Source organism: Brumicola pallidula DSM 14239 = ACAM 615, assembly GCF_000428905.1.
GTDB lineage: Bacteria > Pseudomonadota > Gammaproteobacteria > Enterobacterales > Alteromonadaceae > Glaciecola > Glaciecola pallidula.
The window spans coordinates 216171-239780 of record NZ_KE386817.1 but is presented as its reverse complement, the minus strand read 5'-3'; the positions used below and the strand labels follow the sequence as shown (position 1 = coordinate 239780).

Sequence of the window (23610 nt, the reverse complement as noted above, 5' to 3'; positions counted from 1 at the left end):
GTGCCATACTCGATCAGGGCTGGGGAGAATTCAGGCGGCAGCTGGACTACAAGGTGGCATGGAACGGTGGTATGCTGCTTGCAGTGCCGCCGCACCACACTAGCCAAACATGCCCGTGCTGCGGGCATGTCAGTAAAGACAATCGACTCACGCAAGCACAGTTCCTGTGCGTCGATTGTGGTTATGCAAATAACGCCGATGTGGTCGGCGCGATCAATGTTTTAGAGCGAGGATATCGCTTGTTAGCCTGTGGAGAGTCGGCGCAGTCAGGCCGCTCTGTGAAGCAGGAACCCACCGAAGGTAGGGCGCAGAAGTTGCGTTCACCCGCAGGGATCCCCGCCCTCTAGGGCGGGGAGGATGTCAATAGCACAATAATCCGCAGTATTCGGAGGCGCGACCAATCCAAATACACTAGACACATTAACTAATGCTGCCCAAGAACGCTGAGTTAAATACGGAAGGGCAGCTTTACTGCCATAAACCATGCCATAAAAGTTGACATCCATAACACGTTTAAGAAGTTCATCATCTGACGCCCAAGCCGGCTGTGATGAACCTTCAATGCCGGCGTTATTGATCACTATATCAATATGTTCACAATGACTCGCTACATCAGCTAAGTAAGTTTCCCAATCAGTTTTATTAGCAACATCAAGGACACTTGTAAATAGAGTCAATGCAGGGTGGGTTGATTTAAGTTGTAAAGCAACGTCAGATAATGCCGACTCATCAATGTCGCAAATTGCCACATTGCACCCTAGATCAGCAAATACGCTAGCAAGTGCTCGGCCTATTCCGGAAGCAGCACCAGTAATAACAACGGTTTTACTAGCAAAAAAATCATGCAATACAGGCATTAGTGTGTCCTTTTAGGCTGATTTAGTGGGTATATTTGGCATATTATCAATAAATTTTAAAATACTGCCGAAGGCACGTTGGCCGCCCTGCTGTATTTTTTTATCAAAGTACCAGTTGCCTAGCAGCGGAATAGAAATATGCCCTTGAGAACGCCAGTGCACGTGGGTTTTGCCATCAACTTCAGTTAACCTAACTTCGCCAAGTTTATGCGCGTAAGGAAGTGGTTTGGAATGAATTATTTTGTAAGCGAGTAAGTAGGGCGGCTCAAACGCCACAATTTCTTCATGCAAGGTAGCACCTCCAGCTTGAATTTCTCTTACTGCACCTAAGCCATTAATGTCGTCTTTCCCCTTCTTTATAAGACTAGATTTATCAACGCCCTTGAACTGCGAATAATTAGCGTGCTCGCTTAATACCTGAAAAACCTCGGCGATGGGTTTATCGATTGTGCGCTCAACTGAAATTGAAAACATAGGGTTCCTTATTATGGTTCTTATTTGAGGTTTTATGATTGATGTTATTCAAAATTGTGACGTTGTTATTGGGTGTTTGTTTTACCATCAATGTTTAGGTTTATGAATCATTTTGAGTAATTTGTATCACACTCTACCGCCCGAGTTTAGGTTATATGGATATAAAATGATGCGGTGGACTAGACAACAGTGTTGTTCACGTTTATTTTACGCACTAACAGTAATAATTGGAATACAAAATAAAATGCGACAAAAATCGGGGTCGCTACCCTTTCACTTGGTTTGGTAATGCTCTTAGCTAGTTGTGCAAAAACGCCACACAACTTACAAAACCCACAAAACGCAATAGTAAATATCGCTAGTACGCCTGCATTGGCGCACGCTTTAAAAGTAAAAGAGAATAGTCAAAAAAGTAGTTTATCCTACCAAATTGTGAAGTCGCTCACGGTTGAAGTTGGACCAAGGATCGCAGGTTCACAGGGTGATAAACGGGCCGTTGCTTGGGCTGAGGAAAAATTCAATGAATTAGGCTTTGATAAAGTCTACAAACAAGCTGTTCGGGTTAGAAACGGGGAGCGCGGTTTTGCTGATGCGAAAGTGGTGTCGCCTTTTCCCCAAACCTTAGTTATTTCGGCGTTGGGAGGTTCTATCGCGACGCCAGAAAAAGGACTCGAAGCGAAAGTCGTGATGTTTGATTCGCTCGATTCACTTGCTGGCGCTGAGAAAGCCAAGGTTGAAGGTAATATTGTTTTTCTAAACACAAGAATGGAGCGTGATAGAGCCGGTAGTTTTTATGGTCAAGTTGTTCCAAATAGGTACTGACAACTCGCGCTTTGCCCATACTGTCATCATGCGTTATGCCGATGACATTGAAAAAATTCCAGCGGGTGCTATTTCAACCGCCGATGCAGAAAATTTGGAAGCTATGTTTAGTGCTCAAAAAAGTGCTCAACAAGATATTATTCTAAATATCAACATGCAGGCAAAAGAGGCAGGTTGGCAAACTTCTTACAATGTTATTGGCGAATTCATTGGATCTGAAAAACCGGATGAAATTATTTTAATATCGGCACATTTAGATTCATGGGATGAAGGTACTGGTGCACTCGATGATGGAGCGGGTGTTGGTATCGTAACGGCTGCAGCTAAACTAGTGAAAGAGGCGGTAGGTCAACCTAAACGAACGATTCGGGTTGTTCTTTATGCGGCAGAGGAAATTGGATTAGTTGGTGCTTATCAATATGTCCGCACCAACCAAGACACACTCGAAAATATTATTTTTGCTGCAGAGTCTGATTTTGGAGCGGGCCAAATATACCAACTCGATACACGTTTTGCTGAAGCGGTAAGAAATGATCCTGCCGATCTGTATTCAGCGCTTAAAATGATGGGAGTTGAACTTGGCAACAACACGACCAATGGCGGTCCGGATGTGTCGATGTTGCCAAATTATGGCGTCCCTGTGATTGCACTTAAACAAGATGGTACGTATTACTTTGACTATCATCACACGCCAAATGATACCTTGGACAAAATTAAGCCTGAGGATATTCAGCAGAACCAAACTGTATGGGCGATGATAACCGCATATATGGCAATGTCTGATTTTGATCCACGTCCAGCAGCAAAGACGAAATAGAGGCGCAAGCTTCTATATAAGTACAAAAACGCCTAGCCGAGCTAGGCGTTTTTATTTCAGCACAAGGACTTTGGGAGTGGCTTTCTCATCAACCAGATAAGCAATGGCAGCGTGGGCCATTAGACCGTTTTTATGACCGACATTAGGCACAGTTGCTAGCTGCCAACCGAAATTAACTGTATATTGCAATGAAGCCTGTTTGGCTTGATTAAAAAAATATTCTCCACGTGCTAGCCTGTGCGGTCCTTGGCGCATGGCCGGCGTAGCCTTGCGTAAATACTTATCGTTAGGATCGTTGTCAGCCTCTCCTAACAAAATAACCACTGGTTTTTGCAGCGAAGCAATTAGATGGTCCTGAGTAACCATCGTAGTTTTTAATCCGTAAGGGAAAGCAATGTTGAAATTAGGTGCTGTGTACCAACCCGCATTTGCACTGACTATTTTTGAAACTCTAGCCTGTGGGATGAAAAAAATAAAACGATGCACAAACTGCGAACCAGCCGAATGGCCATATAGCTTGTAAGTGTTGTTGGCATTTGCATATGTTGATTTTACATAATCGAATAAGGGTTCTATTGCAGAGTATGCCCATACCTCAGGTGGATTAGCTTGCTGGTATTTATCATCTAAAAACACATTACCTAAATTGTACCCAAGTGCCCGAGGAAAGTCTTCTTGACTAAACTGCGGAACAATTAGCAGTAAATTATGTTGTTCTGCCAATGCGACCCATTCATCTCGATAACGGTCAGCGTCTCTTTTAACGCCATGCATAACAAACAATATTTTACTGTTAGGCGCATAATTGCTTGGAGTATAAGCCCATACCTTTACTGATTTGCCTTGCCATTGGTTAAATATAAATTGATGTTTTCCAGAAAGAGATCCTGCATGAGCCTTTTGTACACAAAAACTCAACAGTGCTAAGAATATAGCGTATTTTACAGTAGTCATGAGCTTCCTTTTACAATTCCATATGTTAGATTATGTCTCACGCCTATTACAGTAAAGATATTTCGGTATGACTGATCCCACATATAACGATTTTGCTCAAGTGTCATCATGCGATTTAGCTGATGCGCTGCCCCGTCATCAATTTATGCATTATGCCATTCATCCTTTATGGTCAAACATGCCGCGTATTGCCGGAAGGGCTTTTACCGTGCATTGCGGTCAAGGCGATAATCTGATGTTGCATGCCGCTATTTACGCTGCCCAAGCTGGCGATATTTTAGTTGTACAAGCCAATGATCAGTATGCTGTAAGCGGCGGTAACGTATGTGCTATTGCGCAAGCGCGAGGTATCACTGGTTTTGTGATTGATGGTGTTATTCGTGATATTGATGAAGTGGTTGATATTAAATTTCCAGTCCATGCACTTGGAACCTGCCCAAAACCAGGCGCGAAAAAAGTCTATATACCGCTTAATAATCCTGTGGTATGTGGCGGTGTAAACGTGCATACCGGAGATATTATTGTTGCCGATAACGACGGCATAGCGGTTATTCCAAAAGCCCAAGCAAAAGAGGCTTTAGCTACTGCTGTTAGTCGCCGCGACACCGACGCTCAGCAAACGCTAGCGCAATGGCAAAGTAAGCACGAGCAAAATGTGAAAGATATTTTGCACAAGTTGACGCCATAAATTAAATCTCAACGGCCACCGACGCTTGCCGTTGTTTTTGCTAATAACAAGTGCTCCTTATACTAGCTCCTATAACTGCGGCCTATATTTAAGTGCTCTTCATAACAGCTCTCCATAACAGCTCTCCATAACAGCTCTCCATAAGTACTGACCACAACTACCTGTGGGCGCTCCTAATTGCGGGCCGTCTGTTTGTTTCGTAATATCTAAAATATAGTATTACGAAAATCCTCTCAAGGTTAACCTCAAGGCCTTTATCTACTAATTTAAAAACCGCAGGAGTTAGAAAATAGTATGGAAGTAGCAGCAGAAAACAATCGTAAAGATTCAAAAGTATATCTTATTGGCAGTGGAATTGCGGGACTTGCTAGTGCTGTATATTTAGAAAAAGATGCGGGCATTACTGGTGAGAATATACATATTTTGGAAAAAGAAATGATTGCCGGTGGCGCCACTGACGGTGCTGGCGATCAAGATCAAGGATATGTTGTTCGTGGTGGAAGGATGCATGAAATGCACTACGAGTGTTATTGGGAACTCCTTTCACACATACCTTCATTAGAAGATCCAAGCGTTTCGGTAAGGGACGAATCCTACGAATTTAATCAACGATTTGTTTCAAATGCACAGGCCAGACTTTTGAAAGATGGCCAGAAATTAGATGTGTCCTCGTATGGATTATCCTTCGATCAACAAAAGGATTTTATTAAACTCACCTACGTTTCTGAAAAATCATTAGGCAATCAAAGGATAGAAGATTGGTTTGACCAAGCTTTTTTTGAGACTAAATTTTGGCTTATATGGACGTCTATGTTTGCTTTTCAAAAATGGAGTAGTCTTGCTGAAATGAGACGCTACATGAAACGTTTCATGCACCTTGTTGATGGTTTGCATAAGTTGGGTGGCGTGATGCGAACTAAATATAATCAATATGACTCTGTAGTAAGACCGATAAAAAAATACCTAGAAGAAAAGGGGGTGAAGTTTGAAATGGGTAAAGAAGTTGTTGATATTGATTTCAATTTATCCGCCGACAAAAAAACGGCTACGGTACTTCACCTTAAAGACAAAACTGAAATAGTACTCGGAAAAAACGACTTTGTGTTTTTTACAAATGGCTCAATCACAGAAAGTACTGATAATGGAAGCTGGGACACGCCAGCAAAACTAAAAGGTCTGGAGGCGTCTGGCTCATGGACGCTATGGAAGAAAATAGCAAAAAAAGACAAGGCTTTCGGTAACCCAAATCCCTTCTGTGACAACATTGACTTGCAAAAATGGTATTCATTTACGGCAACCATGAAAGACAGCACATTTCAGGATTATATTGAAAACTTTTCGGGTAATGTAGATGGCACCGGTGGACTTGTTACTTTGACTGATTCTAATTGGCTTATGTCATTTGTCATAGCACGCCAGCCGCACTTTCCAAATCAAGCTGATGATGTAAATATTTTTTGGGGTTATGGACTTTATCCTGATAGAAAAGGCAATTACGTTAATAAAACAATGTCACAGTGCAGCGGCGCTGAGATGTTAGAAGAGCTTTATTATCATTTAAAGATCCAAGACTTGATGGCGCCGATTACAGCAGCTGGAAAGGTCAATTGTATTCCTGTCGCGATGCCGTTTATTGATAGTCTTTTTATGCCAAGAAATAGAGGAGACAGACCTGATGTAATACCAAAAGGGGCAACAAATTTTGCATTTTTAGGTCAGTTTGCAGAGGCACCAAAAGACTGCGTATTTACGGTTGAATATTCTGTCAGAACAGCTCAAATGGCTGTTTATGGTTTGTTTGATACCGACCACAAAGTACACCCAATGTATGAATCGACGCACAACCCAAAATATCTACTAGGGGCACTAAAAGCAATTAGTAGATGATCAAAAAAAGATAACAAATTACGGCTGTAAAAACCTCCCCGCTGTGTTCTGAAAAACGGCGGATTCAATTTTTCATATGCGTATTAGTGCGCTTATAATTATTTCACGGTTTGATGCAGTGAGGCGGTATATTCCAACTTGTCTCAAATTTAGTCCAAACTAACGCTATCCAAAAGTTGTAAGAATCGATATATGGTATAAAATTCTAAAGTTCAGAGGTGTTGGTGTATTATTTAGACCCTTTAGCGCACTGAACATAACTATTTTATAAGCGGTTTAACCTCTGGAGATCAGATGAAATATAGTTCGTCCATCATCACCTTAGCTGTTTTAGTATCGGCTTGTTCTGGGCCCGTCTCAGAAGAACTAGTTAAACAAGATAATGTAGCTGCGGTTAGTGGTTGGCAAGTAGACTTCTTAGATGAATTTGACACCTTTAACACAGAAAACTGGCAAGACCAGATGATATGGGTGAATCAAGAAGACCAATGTTATGTGCCAGATAATCAGTTTAACACTCGGGAAGTCAGCGATGGTACTCTAAAGCTAAGAGTGATTGACTTAGGTAAAAAACGCCCCTGTAACAACATTAGCAAGCATGGTGAAAAACATCACGATACACAATATGTGGCCGGTCGTATTGCTTCAAAAAACCGTAAAGAATTTATCAAAGGTAAGTGGACCGCTAGATTAAAGGTTGAAAATAGTGGTCAATCCGGTATGTTCCCGGCTTGGTGGTTGCTAGGTGCTTTGAATAATGAAGCACCAGTGCAAGAAGCCGATGAGACTGTCTGTTGGCCAATGACCGGTTCAGGTGAAATCGATATTTTTGAACATCATAGTGATGGTGGCCCTGATCACTACGCAGCTAGGGCAATAACAAGTTTAGGTTACTGTGACGGCGGTGACTGGCAGGCATTAATGTTGGTGCAAGCGGCAACGCTGGGCGAATATCACGATTACTCAGTAGAATTACTTGGTAATGACATTATTTTCCGCCTCGATGGAATTGAGGTGTATCGTAATAGCAAGGATGAAGACCAATTCCCTGAGCCCTTATTTGCTATTCTGAATTTTGCTAAGATCAATGACTCTCCTATGACCCAAAATTGGACCATGGAAGTGGATTGGGTGAAACACGAAGTCTGGAGATAAACGAACGCTATTTAAACGAACGCTATTTAAACGAACGCTATTTAAACGAACGCTATTTAAACGAAGAGTATTGACTAGACTGACGGTTTGCGGAAATAAAATTTCATGCCTGCCAAGAATCGTCGATTTGCCAGTTAGCAAACCAGCCAGGAATATCATCGGCATGCATGGGCCGAGCAATGGCATAACCTTGCGCCAACTCACAACCTATTTTCAGCAACGCCACTCCATGCGCGATAGATTCCACTCCCTCAGCTATCACATCACGCTGGAATGCTTTGGCTAAACCGACGACACCTTTAACAATGGCCAAATCATCGTTGTCTTCTAACATACCATACACGAAGCTTTGGTCGATTTTAATCAATCTTACTGGCAGATGTTTGAGATAGGTGAGTGATGAATATCCCGTGCCAAAGTCATCTAAAGCAAAGCTCACGCCAAACTCCTTGCAGGCATGCATAGTAACAGACACTTTGCTGATATTTTCTAATGCACTTGTTTCTAATATTTCCAATTCTAAATGGGACGGGTTCACTTCAGGATGGGCCGACAATAGCCCCGCTAAGCGAGTTTTGAAGTTATCTTGTTGTAATTGATAGGCACTGATGTTGACGCTGATAGGCATACTTAATCCCATACTTTGCCACTGTTTGATTTGAGTTAATGCATTATCGATCACCCATTCACCCAATTTCAGACTAATGGCCCGACCTTCTATTACAGGCAAGAACTCTAAGGGTGGGACTAAACCACGGACGGCATGCTGCCAACGAATTAACGCTTCTACGCCAATCACTTCGCCAGTGTGCATATTTACTTTGGGTTGATAGTGCAGCAAAAACTCGCATTTATCCATTCCTGAACGAATATCGTCTATATTCTGCAATTGGGCCTTGACTGCATTAGCAAGTGCATTATCAAACAGGCGATAACGATCCTTACCTTCTTGCTTCGCAACATACATAGCTTGGTCGGCGTGACGTATTAGTTGGTCTGCGTCTGATCCGTCTTGTGGATAAATACTCACACCAATGCTTGCTGACACTTTCAGAACAGCATCATCAAACTCAATAGGGGTAGCAACGGCTGTCAGTAGACGCTCTAATAAAGGGGCACTATCCTCTATCTTTTCTAAATCAACCATGACGGCGATAAATTCATCACCGCCAATACGTGCCAGTGTATCACCGTCACGTAAACCGGCTTTCATGCGTTGTGACAAGGCAATGAGTAGTTCATCACCCACATTATGACCATACTTGTCATTGACTTCTTTGAAGCCATCTAGGTCCATAAATGCAACCGCTAGTTTGAGATTATTGCGTTGACAATGCACCATAGCTTGGCTTAGGCGGTCGGCTAATAATACACGGTTAGGCAGATTGGTTAAAATATCGAAGTGAGCAATCTGTTCCAACTGGCTCTGATAGTTTTTGAGCTCTGTAATGTCGGTGCCCAATGAAATGGAGTGTTGCAAGACACCAGTGGCATTTTTGACGATGCTGACCGCCATCATTTCGGCGTAGATTTCACCACTCTTGCGGCGGCTCCATATCTCACCACGCCAGGTACCTTTTGCTAACAACCTATCCCACATTTCGGTGTAAAATTCTGGCGACTGGCGGTCAGATTGCAGAAATCTTGGATTTTTACCCAGTACATCCTGAGCAGCGTAACCAGTAATGCGACTGAAAGCCTCGTTAACTTCAACAATAATGCCATTGGCATCGGTTATTATAATACTCTCATTGGCGGAGGTGAAAACACTGGCCGCACGTTTTAGCTTTTTTAGGAGGTGTTCATTCTCTTGGTTCTGCAAAAAAAGTTTATGGTTTGCAATAACTAGTTCATCAGCACGCTTATCTTTCTCTTTGTTGGCAATGATTAATTCATCAGCCCGTTTATCTTTTTCTTTATTTTGAAAGGCTAGTTCTTTGTTAGCAATGACTAATTCATCAGCTCGCTTACCTTTCTCTTTTTCAGCAATGACTAATTCATCAGCTCGCTTACCTTTCTCTTTTTCAGCAATGACTAATTCATCAGCTCGCTTACCTTTCTCTTTTTCAGCAATGACTAATTCATCAGCTCGCTTACCTTTCTCTTTTTCAGCAATGACTAATTCATCAGCTCGCTTACCTTTATCTTCTTCAGCAATGACTAATTCATCGGCTCGCCTACCTTTATCTTTCAGGGCATCGCTTTTTTCTTGCTCAAGCTGTCTTTTCTCTGAAATGTCGGTACCGACTCCTACTATATAGTAGTCACCTTTGGAGTCTATAAACCGATTTTTTCTGGTTGATACAGTCTTAGTTTCTCCCCCATCACTAGGTGTCAGTAACTCTTCGCATAAAATTTCTGTCCCTGTGTCAAGCACCTGTCTATCGATAGAAAAAAAATGTTCCATTTCGCTAGGTGTTAGTTTGCCGGCAAGTGTTGTACCTATTATTTGCCTCCTAGATAACCCCGAAATACTGCAAAAAACGTCGTTGACAAGGACAAACCTAAACTCTTGATCTTTTACGAATATTGAATCTGTTGAATTATTGATGGCATGAAAATACATTTCAATAGTATGTTTTTTTTCATCCAGTTGACTTATTCGAGTTGTTTCTTTGTTTTGCTCAGACTTCATTTGAAAAAAATCCTTTCGAGGTGATTTTTGCAATACAGTTAATAGTGCTGCTGCACCTTGCGAAAATTTACGATTTAGCATTTTTATTTAATTTAGACGATTATCATAAATCTAACCTTAAAATAATTATACAATAAAGTTAGGGTAAATTTACAGCAAAAAGTTGATTATTTTGCAAATAGAAATATTTTATGGTGTTAGAAGTGGCTAAAAATATAGCAGTTGAGCTTATATTTTGAAGTGAATCAGCACTAATTTGTGAGAAAGTGCCTGAGGCAACGTTTAGCTTATTTGTAATCTCGCTGCCGAATATCGGTAAACAACTAAAAGCTATAAATGATTAAGTGGAATAGCAGTTTGGTTTTTAATTTTTTCCATGGCAAAACTCGAGGTAACTTCGCTTAATTCAATACCTGAAATGAAGCGTTTATAAAAATGATCATAGCCTTGCATATCACAAACAAGGACTTTGAGCATATAATCAAACTCACCACTTAATCGATAAAATTCAACAACTTCTTCAAAAGCTTGAGTATGTTCAGCAAATTTTTTGAGCCAACTAGAGTCATGTTTAGCAACTTTGACATTCACAAAAACAGTCAGCATAAGGTTTAGCTTTTCGGGTCGAAGTAGGGTTACCTTTTTTATAATTATCCCTGAGTCCTGCATGCGCTGAATTCGTCGCCAACAAGGCGTTGTTGTCAGTCCAACTTGTTCAGCAACTTCTGCGGTTGTTAGTGCTGCGTCCTGTTGAATGATTCGTAGAATTTCTTTATCTATTCGATCAATATTCACTGTTATTTTTCTCTACAAGTTTTACGTACTATATTTCATCGTATCAGCAGAAACCGTTTGATTACGACCTTCTTTTTTAGCAGCGTACAGTGAATGGTCAGCTATGTTGATAGCTTGCTCGATATTAACATTGGGAGTAACTTCGTTTACTCCCATACTAATCGTAATTTTGATGTCATTGTGTTTGTAATGAATAATATGGTCCTCAACTTGCTGTCTAATTTTTTCCGCAAGTACTACCGCATCCTTTAAACTGGTATTTGGCAGTAAAAATAAAAATTCTTCTCCGCCCCATCGTGCCACAATATCTTGCTGTCTAATCTTTTCAATAAAAAATTTGGATAAGCTTTGAAGCACAAAGTCACCGCCATCATGAAAGTATTTGTCATTCACTTGTTTAAAATAATCAATATCGCAAATAAGTAAAGACAGAGGTTCTTTTGAGCGCATTAACCGATTATATTCATGATTTAAATATACTCGCATTCCTCGTCTATTTGGCAAGTTCGTTAATGCGTCATGCATAGCTTGTTGTTCGTACTTATGGCTAAGGTCCTCGATACGATTGTATGACTGCTGGCGAGAATATTCGTAAAAGCCGAAGAGTAAGGTGACGGTAAGGAATGACAACATCAGGCGCAGTTTAAACTCCAGCGTATATGTCGTCTGTAGTAATGTTTCATGTGGATAAAACAGCATAACAGTGAGAATTATTACAAAAACAGCAATGCCTGTAATCCCCTTACGCAAGCCACTAAAAAAGAATGCCACAGGCGGCACAATATAGATCCAAAGAGGGCCCGTGTTAGACACGCCCCCAGAATAGACAAGGTAGAGCATTAATAGCAACAGATTAATAAAAACGATGCTTTTAGAGATTGAAATGGTGTTACCCAACTTCGGAAAGCGATGCACCTGATGGCAAAAGAAAAAGATACCACTGGCAAAAAATAATGAAATTGACAACATAGACGTGCCACTAATGGCAGCGTTAAGGGCGAGGATGAACGTGATGGTGTAACCGATAAAAGAAAATAAATTTGAGACAAATAACTGCTGATTGGCCTCCAGACTTTTTTCGTCTGTAGTGCCAATTTGAAGGTAATTTATAAATGTTCTTTTCCCATTTGCAAACATTTGTTTTGTCTCATGTATATCAGTTTTTTTAAAGTGAACTTATGGTCTGTGATTGGTTAGCGGAACTGAAATTATCAGCAGCTAAATCTTACATGTGCAATATTACCTCGTTTACTCAATGAAACAACAATTTTTTAACATATCAATAACGACAAATTTCTGTTGATGCTGTTTCAGTGACTTGGTTAACAACACCTTGCTTAATTTAACGCAAATATAAAAAAGGCTTAATATGAAGAGCATATTAAGCCTTTTAACTGCGTTGTTATTTTCTAAAAATTAGTATTGAGCATTTCCAGGTGTTCTCGGGAAGGGAATCACGTCGCGCACATTTTGAACACCTGTAACGTAAGCAACCAGACGTTCAAAGCCTAGACCAAAACCGGCGTGTGGAACCGTACCATAGCGACGTAAGTCGCGGTACCAAGAATAATCTTCTTGGTTTAGACTCATTTCTGCTAGGCGTCGGTCAAATACATCAAGTCGTTCTTCACGCTGCGAACCACCAATAATTTCACCAATACCAGGGGCTAATATATCCATCGCTGCAACAGTTTTGTTGTCATCATTAATGCGCATATAAAATGCTTTAATATCTTTTGGATAGTTCTGCATGATAATAGGCGCGCCAACATGCTCTTCTGCCAAATAGCGTTCATGTTCAGACGACAAGTCCACACCCCATTCAACTGGGAATTCAAATGCCTTGCCGCTGTTTTTCAGAATTTCAATCGCATCGGTATAATCCATACGAACAAATTCAGAGTTCACCACGTTTTCTAATCGAGTAATGACGTCTTTATTTACGCGTTGTGCAAAGAAAGTCATGTCGTCTAAACGTTCTTCTAAGACTGCTTTAAAGACATATTTCAATAGGTCTTCAGCTAATTTTGCAACCGTTGATAAGTCAGCGAAAGCCACTTCTGGTTCAATCATCCAAAATTCAGCTAGGTGACGACTCGTATTTGAGTTCTCAGCTCGGAACGTAGGTCCAAAGGTGTAAACTTTTGACATAGCGGTGCAATAAGTCTCAACGTTTAATTGGCCTGATACGGTTAAAAAAGTTTCTTTGCCAAAAAAGTCCTCTCTATAATCAACGTTACCTTGCTCATCATGTGGAATGTTCATCATATCGAGTGTTGAAACGCGGAACATTTCACCTGCGCCTTCCGTATCCGACGCTGTAATAATGGGTGTACTAATCCAAAAATAACCCTGCTCATGAAAGAAACGATGTACCGCCTGCGATAAACAGTTTCTAACGCGTGTTACAGCCCCTATAATGTTCGTGCGTGGGCGCAAATGAGCGTGTTCTCTCAAATATTCAATGCTATGACGCTTGGCTGCCATTGGATAAGTATCTGGATTTTCCACCCAACCCAATACTTCCAACGACTGTGCATCAATTTCAATGCTTTGGCCTTGTCCTTCAGACTGTTTCACTGTGCCAATTACTGACACTGAGCAACTGGTTGTGAGACGTATGATTTCATCATAATTTTCAAGGGTATTCAGTGCAATCACCTGAATAGGGTCAAAACAACTACCATCGTGTACATTGATAAATGAAAGACCCGCTTTAGAATCACGACGGGTTCTTACCCAACCTTTAATTGTCACAGTGTCGTTGACACCATATTTGCCAGCCAAAACATCGGCGACTGGTGCATATGTCATATTTTTCTCCATGGGCATAACTAGATTTCACTAATTCATTTTTATTGCATTATTAATCTGCTTTGCATTAAAGTTTGTATAAAAAAAATACAAGTGTCAAAGTTAGCAAAGTTGTACGCAAAGCGCGTGATATTAGAGACTTCACATTTTGTTCTCAATTTAGGCGCCAAGTATACTTAACTATGCAGCGGATAACAGTAGGCAAATTCGATTATGCAGGATATTCATAAAAAAAAGCAGACTGAAACAGAGGACGCAACAAAACCTTCAGGGTTTACTAATCGTCGACACACGACTGTGAGCAAGGAACCTTTATTTAGATTCATGGTTATTTCAAATGTTGCCGCCTGGGTTTCGCTCATAGCAGCACTGGTGCTGTTTCACTATGCGCGCCCAGAATTTATCAGTGGCATACAAAAATTTTGGGGAGTTGAAGGTCGAGTATATTGGTCAAAAGAACACATCGATGGCTTGTTGGCTATGTTGCAAGTCTGTTTGGGCTTAAGTTTGGTCTCAATGATCCTGCGCTTGCGAAGGAATAGACGCAAGAACGATAGCTTCGGTATAAATCTTTTTATTTTAGCGAGCATTACCATTATCAGTTTAATCACGCTGAACACGACTTTTTACACCACGCTGTATTAGGAGATAAGCTAATTTCATCAGCCGCACATCGTTGTGCTAAAGCACCATATTTCTGCAAGACTCTGAAGCTGGCCGCAATCAGTTGACTCAGTATTAGTAATTATCACAGCTATCGCTTTGTCTGTTAATAGATACACCGTTGTTATGCGATTAAGTTGTTGTAAATTATGATGTTTATATTTAATTTAAATGAGGTGCCGCTCGCCCTCTAATTTAGTGTCTGTTTTTCGCTTCACATTAACGTTCAAAAAAGGGTGTATTTTTCTTAAGTCTATGAATTTAATAAATTAAAAATATTGGCTTATATTTTGTATAGGCGTTATCAAGATCTTCTTTCACAGAGCCTATTGCTGAGAATGTGCAGGTTGTAGGTAATGAATAACAAAAGCGACACTGGTACTTGCAGTTAAGAACGCATTTCACGGGCGCTGATTAAGGAAATAATATGGCTAATTTCAAAAAATTAATGACAATTGCCCTAACTATCATGCTGGTGCAGGGTCTGTTGGCACTAGTTGTCTCGTCTACGGCGCGTGCTCAGGAAAGCCTGATGACGACGCTTGATAGCGACCAAGATGGTTTAATATCTTTACACGAAGCAGCAGGGCATAAAGCACTGCTTGAAAACTTTACTAAAATTGATAGCAACGAAGACGGCTTCATCAGTTTAGACGAACTAGAGGTTAGCGAAATAACCAAAGGCTGATATTTTGCATCTATCGAAGGCTTTAATGGCTCAATACACAGATGATTGGGCTAGTATCCGAGTGTTATCAATATGCAACTATTGATGCCACGCCCCGGCTATGTAATGCTTAAAAAAATCCACTTGAAATTATTTCGTCACGTGCAAATACGCTCTCTCAAACAACTCATATTTGGTAGCTTCATTGTTGCACTCATTCCTCTGTTTACTCTGCTATGGCAAAGTCAAAATGACTTAGCCAAACTAAATCACAATACGGTAACAGAGACGCAGTTTTTTGTTAAAACAGCGGGCACTATCAGAAACTTAGAAAACATGGCTCTTGATATCGAAAGACTGCTGCGACAACACTTCGTTCTCCCCAATGCCACGCTTAAACGACTTAATGACGACTCTCTGAATTTATTTCAAGATCAGCTAACGCCATTTTGCCAACAACTAAATGATGCGGATGTATGCGGACACGTGCATCGACAGCTCATCCAACTCGAAAATTATAGCTCAATGACTGATAAAATAGTGCTTGATGCGCATTTACAGTCGTTTCGGATAGCCGTTAGCACATTGAGCGATGGCGTGCGTGATACGGTTAATGAGCGCGTATCTAAACAGCAAGACTACCTATCTAAATTGCAGCAAAAACAGGCATGGTCAACTGCAGTGTTGACCGTTCTCTCGTTGACCCTTATTATTTTCGCCACTAAATTAATTATTAAGCCGGTGAATAAGCTAAAAGACATTATTGGTGCTATTGCTGAAAATCAAAATGATTTACCAGCAAAATCGTCTTCGGGACCACGTGAATTAATTGCTGTTGAAAAAGATTTATTTGCCCTACACCAACGCATTCAACAACTTGAAAAAGTAAGGACGGCGCTATTGCGACATGCATCGCATGAATTAAAAACCCCACTTGCTAGCTTCAAAGAAGGATGCGCATTGCTTGCAGAAGAAATGGTAGGGCCATTAAGCGTGCAGCAAAAAGAAGTCGTTACTTTGCTCCAAGCTTCTACCACAAGATTAAATCTGTTGATTGAAAAGCTACTTGACTACAATGCCCTATTGCAACAAGCCGAACCTTCAATTGAAAATATTAAAAGTGCAAATATTATTCAAGAATGTTTAACTCAAAATGGCTTAGCTTTAAAGCAATCTGGCTGTATTGTTGAGGTTGAAGTCAGTGATGGCGCACTGACGATACCCACTGATGCAGAATTATTTAGGCGAATATTGGACAATCTTATTTCAAATGCAATAGCGCATGGCGCACTTCAAACTAGGATTTATGTTGCAATTACAGTTGATATTAACAGTTACCTTCTTGATGTTGCTAATCACGGTAATCCAATCTCGGCTGAGGCACGCACTGACATCTTTGAACCTTTTAAGCGAGGCGACTTTATGCGTAATGATAGAGTTATTGGTGCTGGATTAGGCTTGTCTATTGTTGCCGATTGCTCTCGATTACTCGGTGGTACAGTGACTATTGTTGATGTTGATTACGCGGAAGTGTGTTTCAGAATTAAATTACCAAGGAATGATGCACAATGAAAATATTGCTTGTTTTACTGGCTGTGTTTTCACTCATCGGTTGTGGAGTATTAAAGCCACTGAAGAGCGAACAAAGCGAAGTGGTTAGCTTAATGTCGACTAAATATTGTAGCGATCCAGAAACAATGGCTCTTTTTGGTGTTTACTGTGAGCTTGACGCTTGGTCGGACAAATTGATCTTAGTATCAACTATTTCATGGTCAATCAGGAGCGATATGATAGAAGCGTTGCCACTAGACCCCAAATCACTTATCGAAAAAGTGTTATTGAGCCAAGGCGACGATACCCCATACCGTAACCGATTACGTGCACAAAAATGGATTGAAGAGTTGCAAATGCTGACCGACAAGTCGATGACACAAGTTTTGGATATTCTCATATTCCAACCCAGCCAACAGTTATTAGAATTAGAGTCGGCGATCACTATTTTGAGCAAAGTTAATGGACGTCAAGAGAAAACGATTGCAGCTCAAGAAATTCAACTAGTAGAAAAAAATGAAGAGATAGAAAAGCAACGCAAGCAGGTTGAGCAATTGCTCGATATTGAGGCCTCCATGGTGAATCAAAATAGGAGTGTTAGCAAATGATCACAAGCCCAGCAAAGACCAATGATTTGGCTGCTAGCCAAACTAAAAAAACACCTCGACTGTTGCTAGTTGAAGATGACGAAAACCTACTGCGACTATTAACTATTCGACTTCAAGGAGAGGGTTATGATGTGACACCATCAAATAATGCAACCCAAGCCTTACGCATGATGTTCAATAATACATTTGATGTTGTATTGAGTGATATTCGTATGCCCGGTTTAGATGGTTTGAGCTTTTTTGACGAAATAATTCACCGTTATATTAATTTGCCAGTTGTGTTAATGACAGCCCACGGCACTATTAAAGACGCCGTAGCGGCAACACAAAAAGGGGTCTTTGGATTTCTTACAAAACCCATAGACCATGACGAACTAAGAAAAGTATTGGCTCGAGCCACACAAAAAAATACAACCAGCGATATTGGTGATTGGTGTAAGGACATAGTCACTCGCGCACCTGAAATGACCAAGTTATTGCTTCAAGCACATCGTATTGCAGGTAAAAACGTGAGTGTGCTAATCAATGGTGCTAGCGGAACGGGTAAAGAGTTACTAGCAAAAGCCATTCATCGCGCGAGTGATCGTGCAAATAAGCCTTTTGTGGCAATAAATTGTGGCGCGTTGCCAGAAAACTTACTCGAATCTGAACTGTTTGGACATACCAAAGGGGCATTTACGGGGGCAGTGCAATCATCAACCGGATTATTTCGGGAAGCACACGGTGGTACGCTGTTTTTAGATGAAATTGGCGATATGCCAACGTCTTTACAAGTCAAGTTGCTGCGCGCGATACAAGAGAGAACTGTTCGACCCGTAGGCAGCGCTACTAATATTGATATTGATGTCAGAATTATTTCAGCAACGCATAAAGATTTGCAGCTTGAGATGGAAGAAGACCGTTTTAGAGAAGATTTATATTACCGTTTGAATGTAGTTAATTTACGTATACCGTCACTCAAAGAGCGGTTTGAGGATATTCCTCTGCTGACCAATCATTTGTTAAAACAAAGCGCTGAAAGACATGGTGTAAAGGTCACTCGATTCTCATCAGATGCCTTAAACCGTTTGGGAACCAGCGATTGGCCGGGCAACGTAAGACAGTTAGTAAACGTTGTTGAGCAGTGCGTTGCTTTAACACAGACCCCCGTGATCCCCCTGAGTCTTGTGGAACAGGCGTTATCTGAATTGTCTCAAAATTGGCCAACATTGACACAAGCAAGAGATTCTTTTGAATATCAGTACTTGTGCCGATTACTGCAGTTAGCCGACGGTAATGTAACGCGCGCCTCTGACCTAGCAGGACGCAATCGTACCGACATGCACAAACTATTGAAAAAACATGGTTTAAATGCCGCTGATTTTCGCGGCAATAAAGACTAATTTGGGTATAAGCGCTGGATCGCAAAATGAATTGCAGACGTGAGTTTTTTTAATTGCTCGGGTTCAATAATATACGGTGGCATAATATAAATTAGTTTACCAAACGGTCGTATCCATACGCCTTTTTCTACAAATATTTGTTGGATGTCAGCTACATTTACTTGCTGTTTCATTTCTACCACGCCTATTGCGCCGAGCACTCGGACGTCGGCGACAGATTCGAAGTCGTTGAGGATCGCAAGTTCTTCAAGTAGTTGTTTTTCTATTCGAGGAATTTGTTGCTGCCATGCACCTTCGAGAATTAAATCAATACTGGCATTGGCAACGGCGCATGCCAGTGCATTACCCATATAAGTTGGTCCATGCATAAATACGCCAGGGTCACCAACACACGTTCCTTCGGCAACTTCGTCAGTGCACAATGTTGCCGCCATCGTTAAGTAGCCCCCGGTTAGTGCTTTGCCTAAACACATAATATCTGGACTGATTTGCGCATGCTCACAGGCGAATAATTTACCCGTTCTGCCGAAACCCGTGGCAATTTCATCGCAAATCAATAGGACGTTAAATTCATCACAGAGCTTTCGACAGGCTTTAACATATTCAGGGTGATACAAGCGCATTCCGCCCGCACCTTGCACCACTGGTTCAAGTATTAAGGCGGCTATGTCATGATGGTGCTGTTCGAGGATTTCTCGCATCGGCAACACATCATCCGCGTTCCAAGTTTGATCGAACTGGGTTTGCGGCGCAGGAGCAAAAAAGTGCTCAACTAGGCTTTTTTGAAATAAGCTGTGCATGCCGTTAATTGGATCGCACACCGCCATCGCAGCAAAGGTGTCGCCATGATAACCATTGCGTGGTGCGATAAGCTTGACCTTTTGTGAGCGTCCTTGACATGCCCAGTACTGTAAGGCCATTTTAATTGCGACTTCAACCGCAACAGAGCCTGAGTCTGCTAAGAACACCCTGTTTAAACCGTCGGGCGTTATGTCGATTAATTTACGACATAAATCGATTGCCGGTTGATGGGTGAGACCACCAAACATTACATGTGCAAAAGCGTCGATTTGTTTATGTGCAGCCTGATTAAGAGCCGGATGATTATAGCCATGAACCGCTGCCCACCAAGATGACATGCCATCAACTAACTTTTCACCACCCACTAAAATCAGCTCAACACCACTGGCGCCAACGACTTCGTAACACGGGAGGGGATTTATTGCTGAGGTATAAGGGTGCCAAATATGGCGTTTGTCAAATTCTGTATTGTTCAATTATTAGCCTTTAGTACAGTTTTTTTATTTAGTAAAGTTGACAACTTTGTCCGTCCGCATAGACTAGTGGACATAATAAGAATAGTAAACCCTACAAGCACGATAAAACGTGATGGGACTAACTAGGATAATAGGTATTCATGAACACTTCTGCGACCTCGACTACGCTAAAAAACATTGAATTTGAACCAAGACATGATTGGACTATCCCTGAAGTAAATGCATTGTATGCATTGCCCTTCAACGATTTATTGTTTCATGCACAATTGGTGCACAGAGCTTACTTTGATCCCAATTATGTTCAAGTGAGCACATTATTATCGATTAAAACAGGTGCTTGTCCTGAAGATTGCGCGTATTGTCCTCAAAGTGCACGTTATGACACTGGTCTTGAAAAAGAACGCTTGATGGAAATAAATAAAGTTATTGAGCGTGCTAAAGAGGCCAAAGAAGCCGGTTCCACTCGTTTTTGTATGGGTGCGGCTTGGCGTAATCCAAAAGCGCGTGATATGCCCTATGTCACAGGCATGGTGCGGGAAGTGAAAAAACTGGGACTAGAAACCTGCATGACTTTAGGGATGTTAACTCGCGAGCAAGCGATAGAGCTTAAACAAGCAGGTTTGGATTATTATAACCACAACTTAGACACATCGCCTGAATTTTATGGTGACATTATTACCACCAGAACTTATCAAGACCGTTTAGATACACTGGGTAATGTGCGCGGTTCCGGCATGCATGTTTGTTCCGGTGGTATTGTAGGTATGGGTGAAACCGGTGACGACCGTTCTAGTTTATTAGTACAACTAGCGAATCTTGAGCAACATCCAGAAAGTGTACCCATTAATATGCTGGTAAAAGTAGAAGGCACGCCCCTAGACTCGGTAGATGATTTAGAGCCATTTGAATTTATTCGCACAATTGCGGTTGCACGCATTATGATGCCGCAGTCTTTTGTACGCTTGTCGGCTGGACGCGAATCAATGAATGAACAAATGCAGGCCTTGTGTTTTATGGGAGGCGCGAATAGTATTTTTTACGGATGTAAACTGTTAACAACGTCAAATCCAGAGACCCAAGAAGATGTGATGTTGTTTAATAAGTTAGGAATTAATTCAAAGCAAACTAAAGACTATTCTGATGAAGCATTTGCAGCGGCATTAACTGATGAAATAACTCAAAAGCAAAATGCGTCGCTATATGTCGATGCAAGTGATAAAACAAATAAGCCCAGCGCTGTAACTAAAACAATGGACGAGAAAACAATGGACAAGAAAATTAAAACGCAGACTGAGCAGTTGATTAGCTAATGTCATTTGATTTTTTAAAGCGAGAGTTGGCGCAAAGAAGGGCTGATTCATTGCTCAGAAAGCGGGTTGAAGTTGCCAATAATACCCAAGGTATTATTGAGGTTGATGGTAAGCATTATATTAACTTTTCGAGCAACGACTATTTGGGCTTGAGTCAACATCCTGACGTGTTGCAGAGCTTTGCTGAAGGCTTAAGTCTATACGGTGCTAGCAGCAGTGCCTCTTCTGTAGTCACCGGATACTCTCGTGAACATCGATTATTAGAAGAGGATATTTGCGAACACACGCCGTTTGATAATGCATTGCTATTTTCAAGCGGTTTTGCGGCCAATCAGGCCTTATGTCAGGCGCTTTTTCAAACTGCTAATTTAAGCACGCAAGTGCCGCGCTGCATCGTTGCGGACAAACTAATGCATGCATCATTCATAGACAGCGCCATGCAGCTTAACAATGGCCCAAAAAAGGCAGTATTCTCAAGATTCAAACATAACGACCTCCAGCACCTGCAATCTACGTTAACGCCGAAGACGGACACATTAGTTGTCACTGAAGGTATTTTTAGCATGGATGGTGACAAGGGCGATATATCAGGTATTGCAGCAATCTTAGATAACACAAATTCAAATGCATGGTTAATGGTTGATGATGCTCACGCAATAGGTTGTGTTGGTGAAAATGGAATGGGTAGTTCCGCACTATCGGCGCACAAATTAACCCGCAGTGCACCAAAAATCGATGTATTAATGGGTACTTTTGGTAAGGCAATTGGTACTCAAGGCGCATTTATCGCGGGTTCAAATGACCTTGTCGAATATATGCTGAATTTCGCCAAACATTACGTTTACAGCACCGCAATGCCTGCTGCACAAGCACGCGCAACTAGAACCAGCTTGCAAATAATGCGAAAGGGGATAGAGCGTGAAGCACTGCATCAAAATATTGCGGTGTTTAAACAGCTAGCAACTCAAGCGGGTTTGCCTATTTTACCTGTTGATGGGCCTATTCAGCCCATCATTATTGGTGATCCGGTAAAAGCAGTAGCACTGAGCGAACATCTAAAAAGCTTAGGTATTTGGGTCAGTGCAATTAGAAGCCCAACCGTTCCTAAGCATTCTGATCGACTACGGGTTACGCTTAGCGCACTTCATCAGACCCAAGATATTCAAGCATTGGTAGATGCATTGAGTATCGTGATGAGCCCGCTAAAAACAGTGGAGCGTGATAACACGGTTCGACCCAATGATGCAAAGCAATGAATTGCGCAATAAATGACGTGCTTGAATGTATTGAAGTTGAGCAAACTAACAGTGCAGAGGTTCGTGCTCAAGAAGTAAATAAAAAACATGTTGCTGAGCACTTTTCAGCCGCTTGTGGTAACTACGACCATTACGCACAAGTGCAGAAGCAAATTGCTGAAGTGAATCTTGAGTTACTTAGTCATGTTATTGCTGGGCGCAGTAAATTTTCAGTGGATTTAGGTTGTGGCACAGGTTTACATACTAGCTTGCTTGCCAAAATGTCAGATAATTGTTTAGCAATCGACATCTCTCACGGCATGTTGAAAGTCGCCCAGATAAATAATACTGACATGACGACGGCCACCAATAACGCAATTCTGTATTGCAGTGGTGACGCTGATAGCTTGCCGCTGCAATCCCAATCCATTGATGTCCTGCATTCCTCAATGGCATTGCAGTGGTGCTCCTCGCCTAGTTTTGCGATTGCTGAAATTGCTCGGGTGTTATCAACTAGCGGTTCTGCGCAACTGGCTATTATGCTTGATTCTTCACTGTATGAACTTCGAGATGCATGGGAGAACATTGGCATAACGCCAAGAATAAATAATTTTTTTAGTCAACAGCAATGGCTACAAGCAACTCAAGATTTGCAGATTGAACAAATTAATCAAAATTCAAATGTGAAAATAAATATTCAACAACAGGTGCGTAGCTTTACAGAATGGCATTCCAGCAGTTTAGATATGTTAAGGGCATTGAAGCTAATTGGTGCGGCGACAAAATACAACAGCAAGCAAATAGGCAAAAATAGTCAATTACAACTCTCTCCAGTAACAGTATCCACAGCTATTAGTAAACAAGAATTGATTGAACTCGACAAACAAATGCAACGACGGGTGTGCGGTCTGTCTGAGCAATATCAACAACGAAACGCCGGTGATAAAGGAGAGGGTAATCGGGGTTTGCCGTTAACCTACCAGATTTTATTTCTAACCATTCAAAAGAAACAGAGTTAA

22 protein-coding genes are annotated in these 23610 nt (G+C 41.3%); 14 read left to right on the top strand and 8 right to left on the bottom strand.

All coding sequences use genetic code 11. The annotated features are described in order from the left end of the window. Positions 1–5: 5 nt before the first annotated feature. Positions 6–347 (top strand): RNA-guided endonuclease InsQ/TnpB family protein, encoded by a 342-nt coding sequence (locus G399_RS21840; RefSeq protein WP_280512679.1) that lies wholly within the window; start codon positions 6–8, stop codon positions 345–347. On the opposite strand, the gene G399_RS21085 is transcribed toward G399_RS21840, so the two are convergent. Then, positions 321–857, bottom strand: coding sequence for an SDR family NAD(P)-dependent oxidoreductase (locus tag G399_RS21085; protein WP_051288647.1), 537 nt, complete (start codon positions 855–857; stop codon positions 321–323). The two genes, G399_RS21840 and G399_RS21085, sit on opposite strands and share 27 nt — an antisense overlap. Before the next feature lie 12 nt (positions 858–869). Further along, complete coding sequence (locus G399_RS0118865; protein WP_006008378.1) at positions 870–1331, bottom strand: SRPBCC family protein; 462 nt, start codon at positions 1329–1331, stop codon at positions 870–872. A gap of 288 nt (positions 1332–1619) precedes the next feature. Here G399_RS0118865 and G399_RS22695 point away from each other — a divergent pair, with 288 nt between their 5' ends. Both G399_RS22695 and G399_RS22690 read left to right on the top strand, forming a co-directional pair. Continuing rightward, positions 1620–2153 carry a zinc-binding metallopeptidase family protein gene (locus G399_RS22695; protein ID WP_226988901.1) on the top strand — a complete coding sequence of 178 codons (534 nt, stop codon included), beginning with the start codon at positions 1620–1622 and terminating at the stop codon, positions 2151–2153. Continuing rightward, positions 2125–2970, top strand: a complete 846-nt coding sequence (locus G399_RS22690; protein WP_226988902.1) for a M20/M25/M40 family metallo-hydrolase — start codon at positions 2125–2127, stop codon at positions 2968–2970. Before G399_RS22695 ends, G399_RS22690 begins: the two co-directional genes overlap by 29 nt. Before the next feature lie 51 nt (positions 2971–3021). Here the strand turns inward: G399_RS22690 and G399_RS21075 are convergent, their stop codons facing one another. Next, the gene (locus G399_RS21075) at positions 3022–3924 is read right to left on the bottom strand and encodes a ferredoxin reductase domain-containing protein (RefSeq protein WP_006008380.1); all 903 of its coding nucleotides are present in this window, start codon (positions 3922–3924) and stop codon (positions 3022–3024) included. 67 nt (positions 3925–3991) lie between these two features. On the opposite strand from G399_RS21075, the gene G399_RS0118850 reads away from it, so the two are divergent. The 3 genes from G399_RS0118850 (at position 3992) to G399_RS0118840 (ending at position 7654) form a co-directional block, all read left to right on the top strand. Further along, positions 3992–4612 (top strand): RraA family protein, encoded by a 621-nt coding sequence (locus tag G399_RS0118850; RefSeq protein WP_006008382.1) that lies wholly within the window; start codon positions 3992–3994, stop codon positions 4610–4612. 294 nt (positions 4613–4906) lie between these two features. Continuing rightward, a complete protein-coding gene (locus G399_RS0118845) occupies positions 4907–6499 on the top strand; it encodes an oleate hydratase (RefSeq protein ID WP_006008384.1) in 1593 nt (530 codons plus the stop codon). 294 nt (positions 6500–6793) lie between these two features. Then, a complete protein-coding gene (locus G399_RS0118840) occupies positions 6794–7654 on the top strand; it encodes a glycoside hydrolase family 16 protein (RefSeq protein ID WP_006008386.1) in 861 nt (286 codons plus the stop codon). A 103-nt stretch (positions 7655–7757) separates the two neighbouring features. Here G399_RS0118840 and G399_RS21835 read toward each other — a convergent pair whose 3' ends face one another. The 4 genes from G399_RS21835 to asnS form a co-directional block, all read right to left on the bottom strand. Next, positions 7758–10289: a sensor domain-containing protein gene (locus G399_RS21835; protein ID WP_081697516.1), complete on the bottom strand. Its 2532-nt coding sequence runs from the start codon at positions 10287–10289 to the stop codon at positions 7758–7760. A 330-nt stretch (positions 10290–10619) separates the two neighbouring features. Then, positions 10620–11084: an Lrp/AsnC family transcriptional regulator gene (locus G399_RS0118830; protein WP_006014618.1), complete on the bottom strand. Its 465-nt coding sequence runs from the start codon at positions 11082–11084 to the stop codon at positions 10620–10622. A gap of 21 nt (positions 11085–11105) precedes the next feature. Further along, complete coding sequence (locus tag G399_RS0118825) at positions 11106–12221, bottom strand: GGDEF domain-containing protein (RefSeq protein ID WP_006014615.1); 1116 nt, start codon at positions 12219–12221, stop codon at positions 11106–11108. 279 nt (positions 12222–12500) lie between these two features. Continuing rightward, entirely contained in the window at positions 12501–13898 is a 1398-nt protein-coding gene (gene asnS / locus G399_RS0118820; protein ID WP_006014610.1) for an asparagine--tRNA ligase, read from the bottom strand. 213 nt (positions 13899–14111) lie between these two features. Here asnS and G399_RS0118815 point away from each other — a divergent pair, with 213 nt between their 5' ends. From G399_RS0118815 to G399_RS0118795, 5 genes are all read left to right on the top strand, one after another. Further along, a complete protein-coding gene (locus G399_RS0118815) occupies positions 14112–14543 on the top strand; it encodes a hypothetical protein (protein ID WP_006014607.1) in 432 nt (143 codons plus the stop codon). A 445-nt stretch (positions 14544–14988) separates the two neighbouring features. Next, positions 14989–15249: an EF-hand domain-containing protein gene (locus G399_RS0118810; RefSeq protein ID WP_006014604.1), complete on the top strand. Its 261-nt coding sequence runs from the start codon at positions 14989–14991 to the stop codon at positions 15247–15249. Positions 15250–15372: 123 nt separating this feature from the next. After that, a complete protein-coding gene (locus G399_RS0118805) occupies positions 15373–16800 on the top strand; it encodes a sensor histidine kinase (RefSeq protein WP_226989014.1) in 1428 nt (475 codons plus the stop codon). After that, positions 16797–17387 carry a hypothetical protein gene (locus tag G399_RS0118800; protein WP_006014598.1) on the top strand — a complete coding sequence of 197 codons (591 nt, stop codon included), beginning with the start codon at positions 16797–16799 and terminating at the stop codon, positions 17385–17387. The genes G399_RS0118805 and G399_RS0118800 overlap by 4 nt, the downstream gene beginning before the upstream one ends. Further along, positions 17384–18769, top strand: a complete 1386-nt coding sequence (locus tag G399_RS0118795) for a sigma 54-interacting transcriptional regulator (protein WP_006014595.1) — start codon at positions 17384–17386, stop codon at positions 18767–18769. Before G399_RS0118800 ends, G399_RS0118795 begins: the two co-directional genes overlap by 4 nt. Here the strand turns inward: G399_RS0118795 and bioA are convergent. Continuing rightward, positions 18766–20046 (bottom strand): adenosylmethionine--8-amino-7-oxononanoate transaminase, encoded by a 1281-nt coding sequence (gene bioA / locus G399_RS0118790; RefSeq protein ID WP_006014593.1) that lies wholly within the window; start codon positions 20044–20046, stop codon positions 18766–18768. The genes G399_RS0118795 and bioA overlap by 4 nt on opposite strands. 140 nt (positions 20047–20186) lie before the next feature. Between bioA and bioB the strand changes: the two genes are divergently transcribed. Genes bioB through G399_RS0118775 form a run of 3 tightly spaced genes read left to right on the top strand, consistent with a single transcriptional unit; the run spans position 20187 to position 23610 of the window. Then, positions 20187–21356, top strand: coding sequence for a biotin synthase BioB (gene bioB / locus G399_RS0118785; protein ID WP_006014590.1), 1170 nt, complete (start codon positions 20187–20189; stop codon positions 21354–21356). After that, on the top strand, positions 21356–22612 hold the full coding sequence (locus G399_RS0118780) for an aminotransferase class I/II-fold pyridoxal phosphate-dependent enzyme (RefSeq protein ID WP_006014587.1): 1257 nt from the start codon (positions 21356–21358) through the stop codon (positions 22610–22612). Before bioB ends, G399_RS0118780 begins: the two co-directional genes overlap by 1 nt. Next, positions 22609–23610, top strand: a complete 1002-nt coding sequence (locus G399_RS0118775) for a methyltransferase domain-containing protein (protein WP_006014585.1) — start codon at positions 22609–22611, stop codon at positions 23608–23610. The genes G399_RS0118780 and G399_RS0118775 overlap by 4 nt, the downstream gene beginning before the upstream one ends.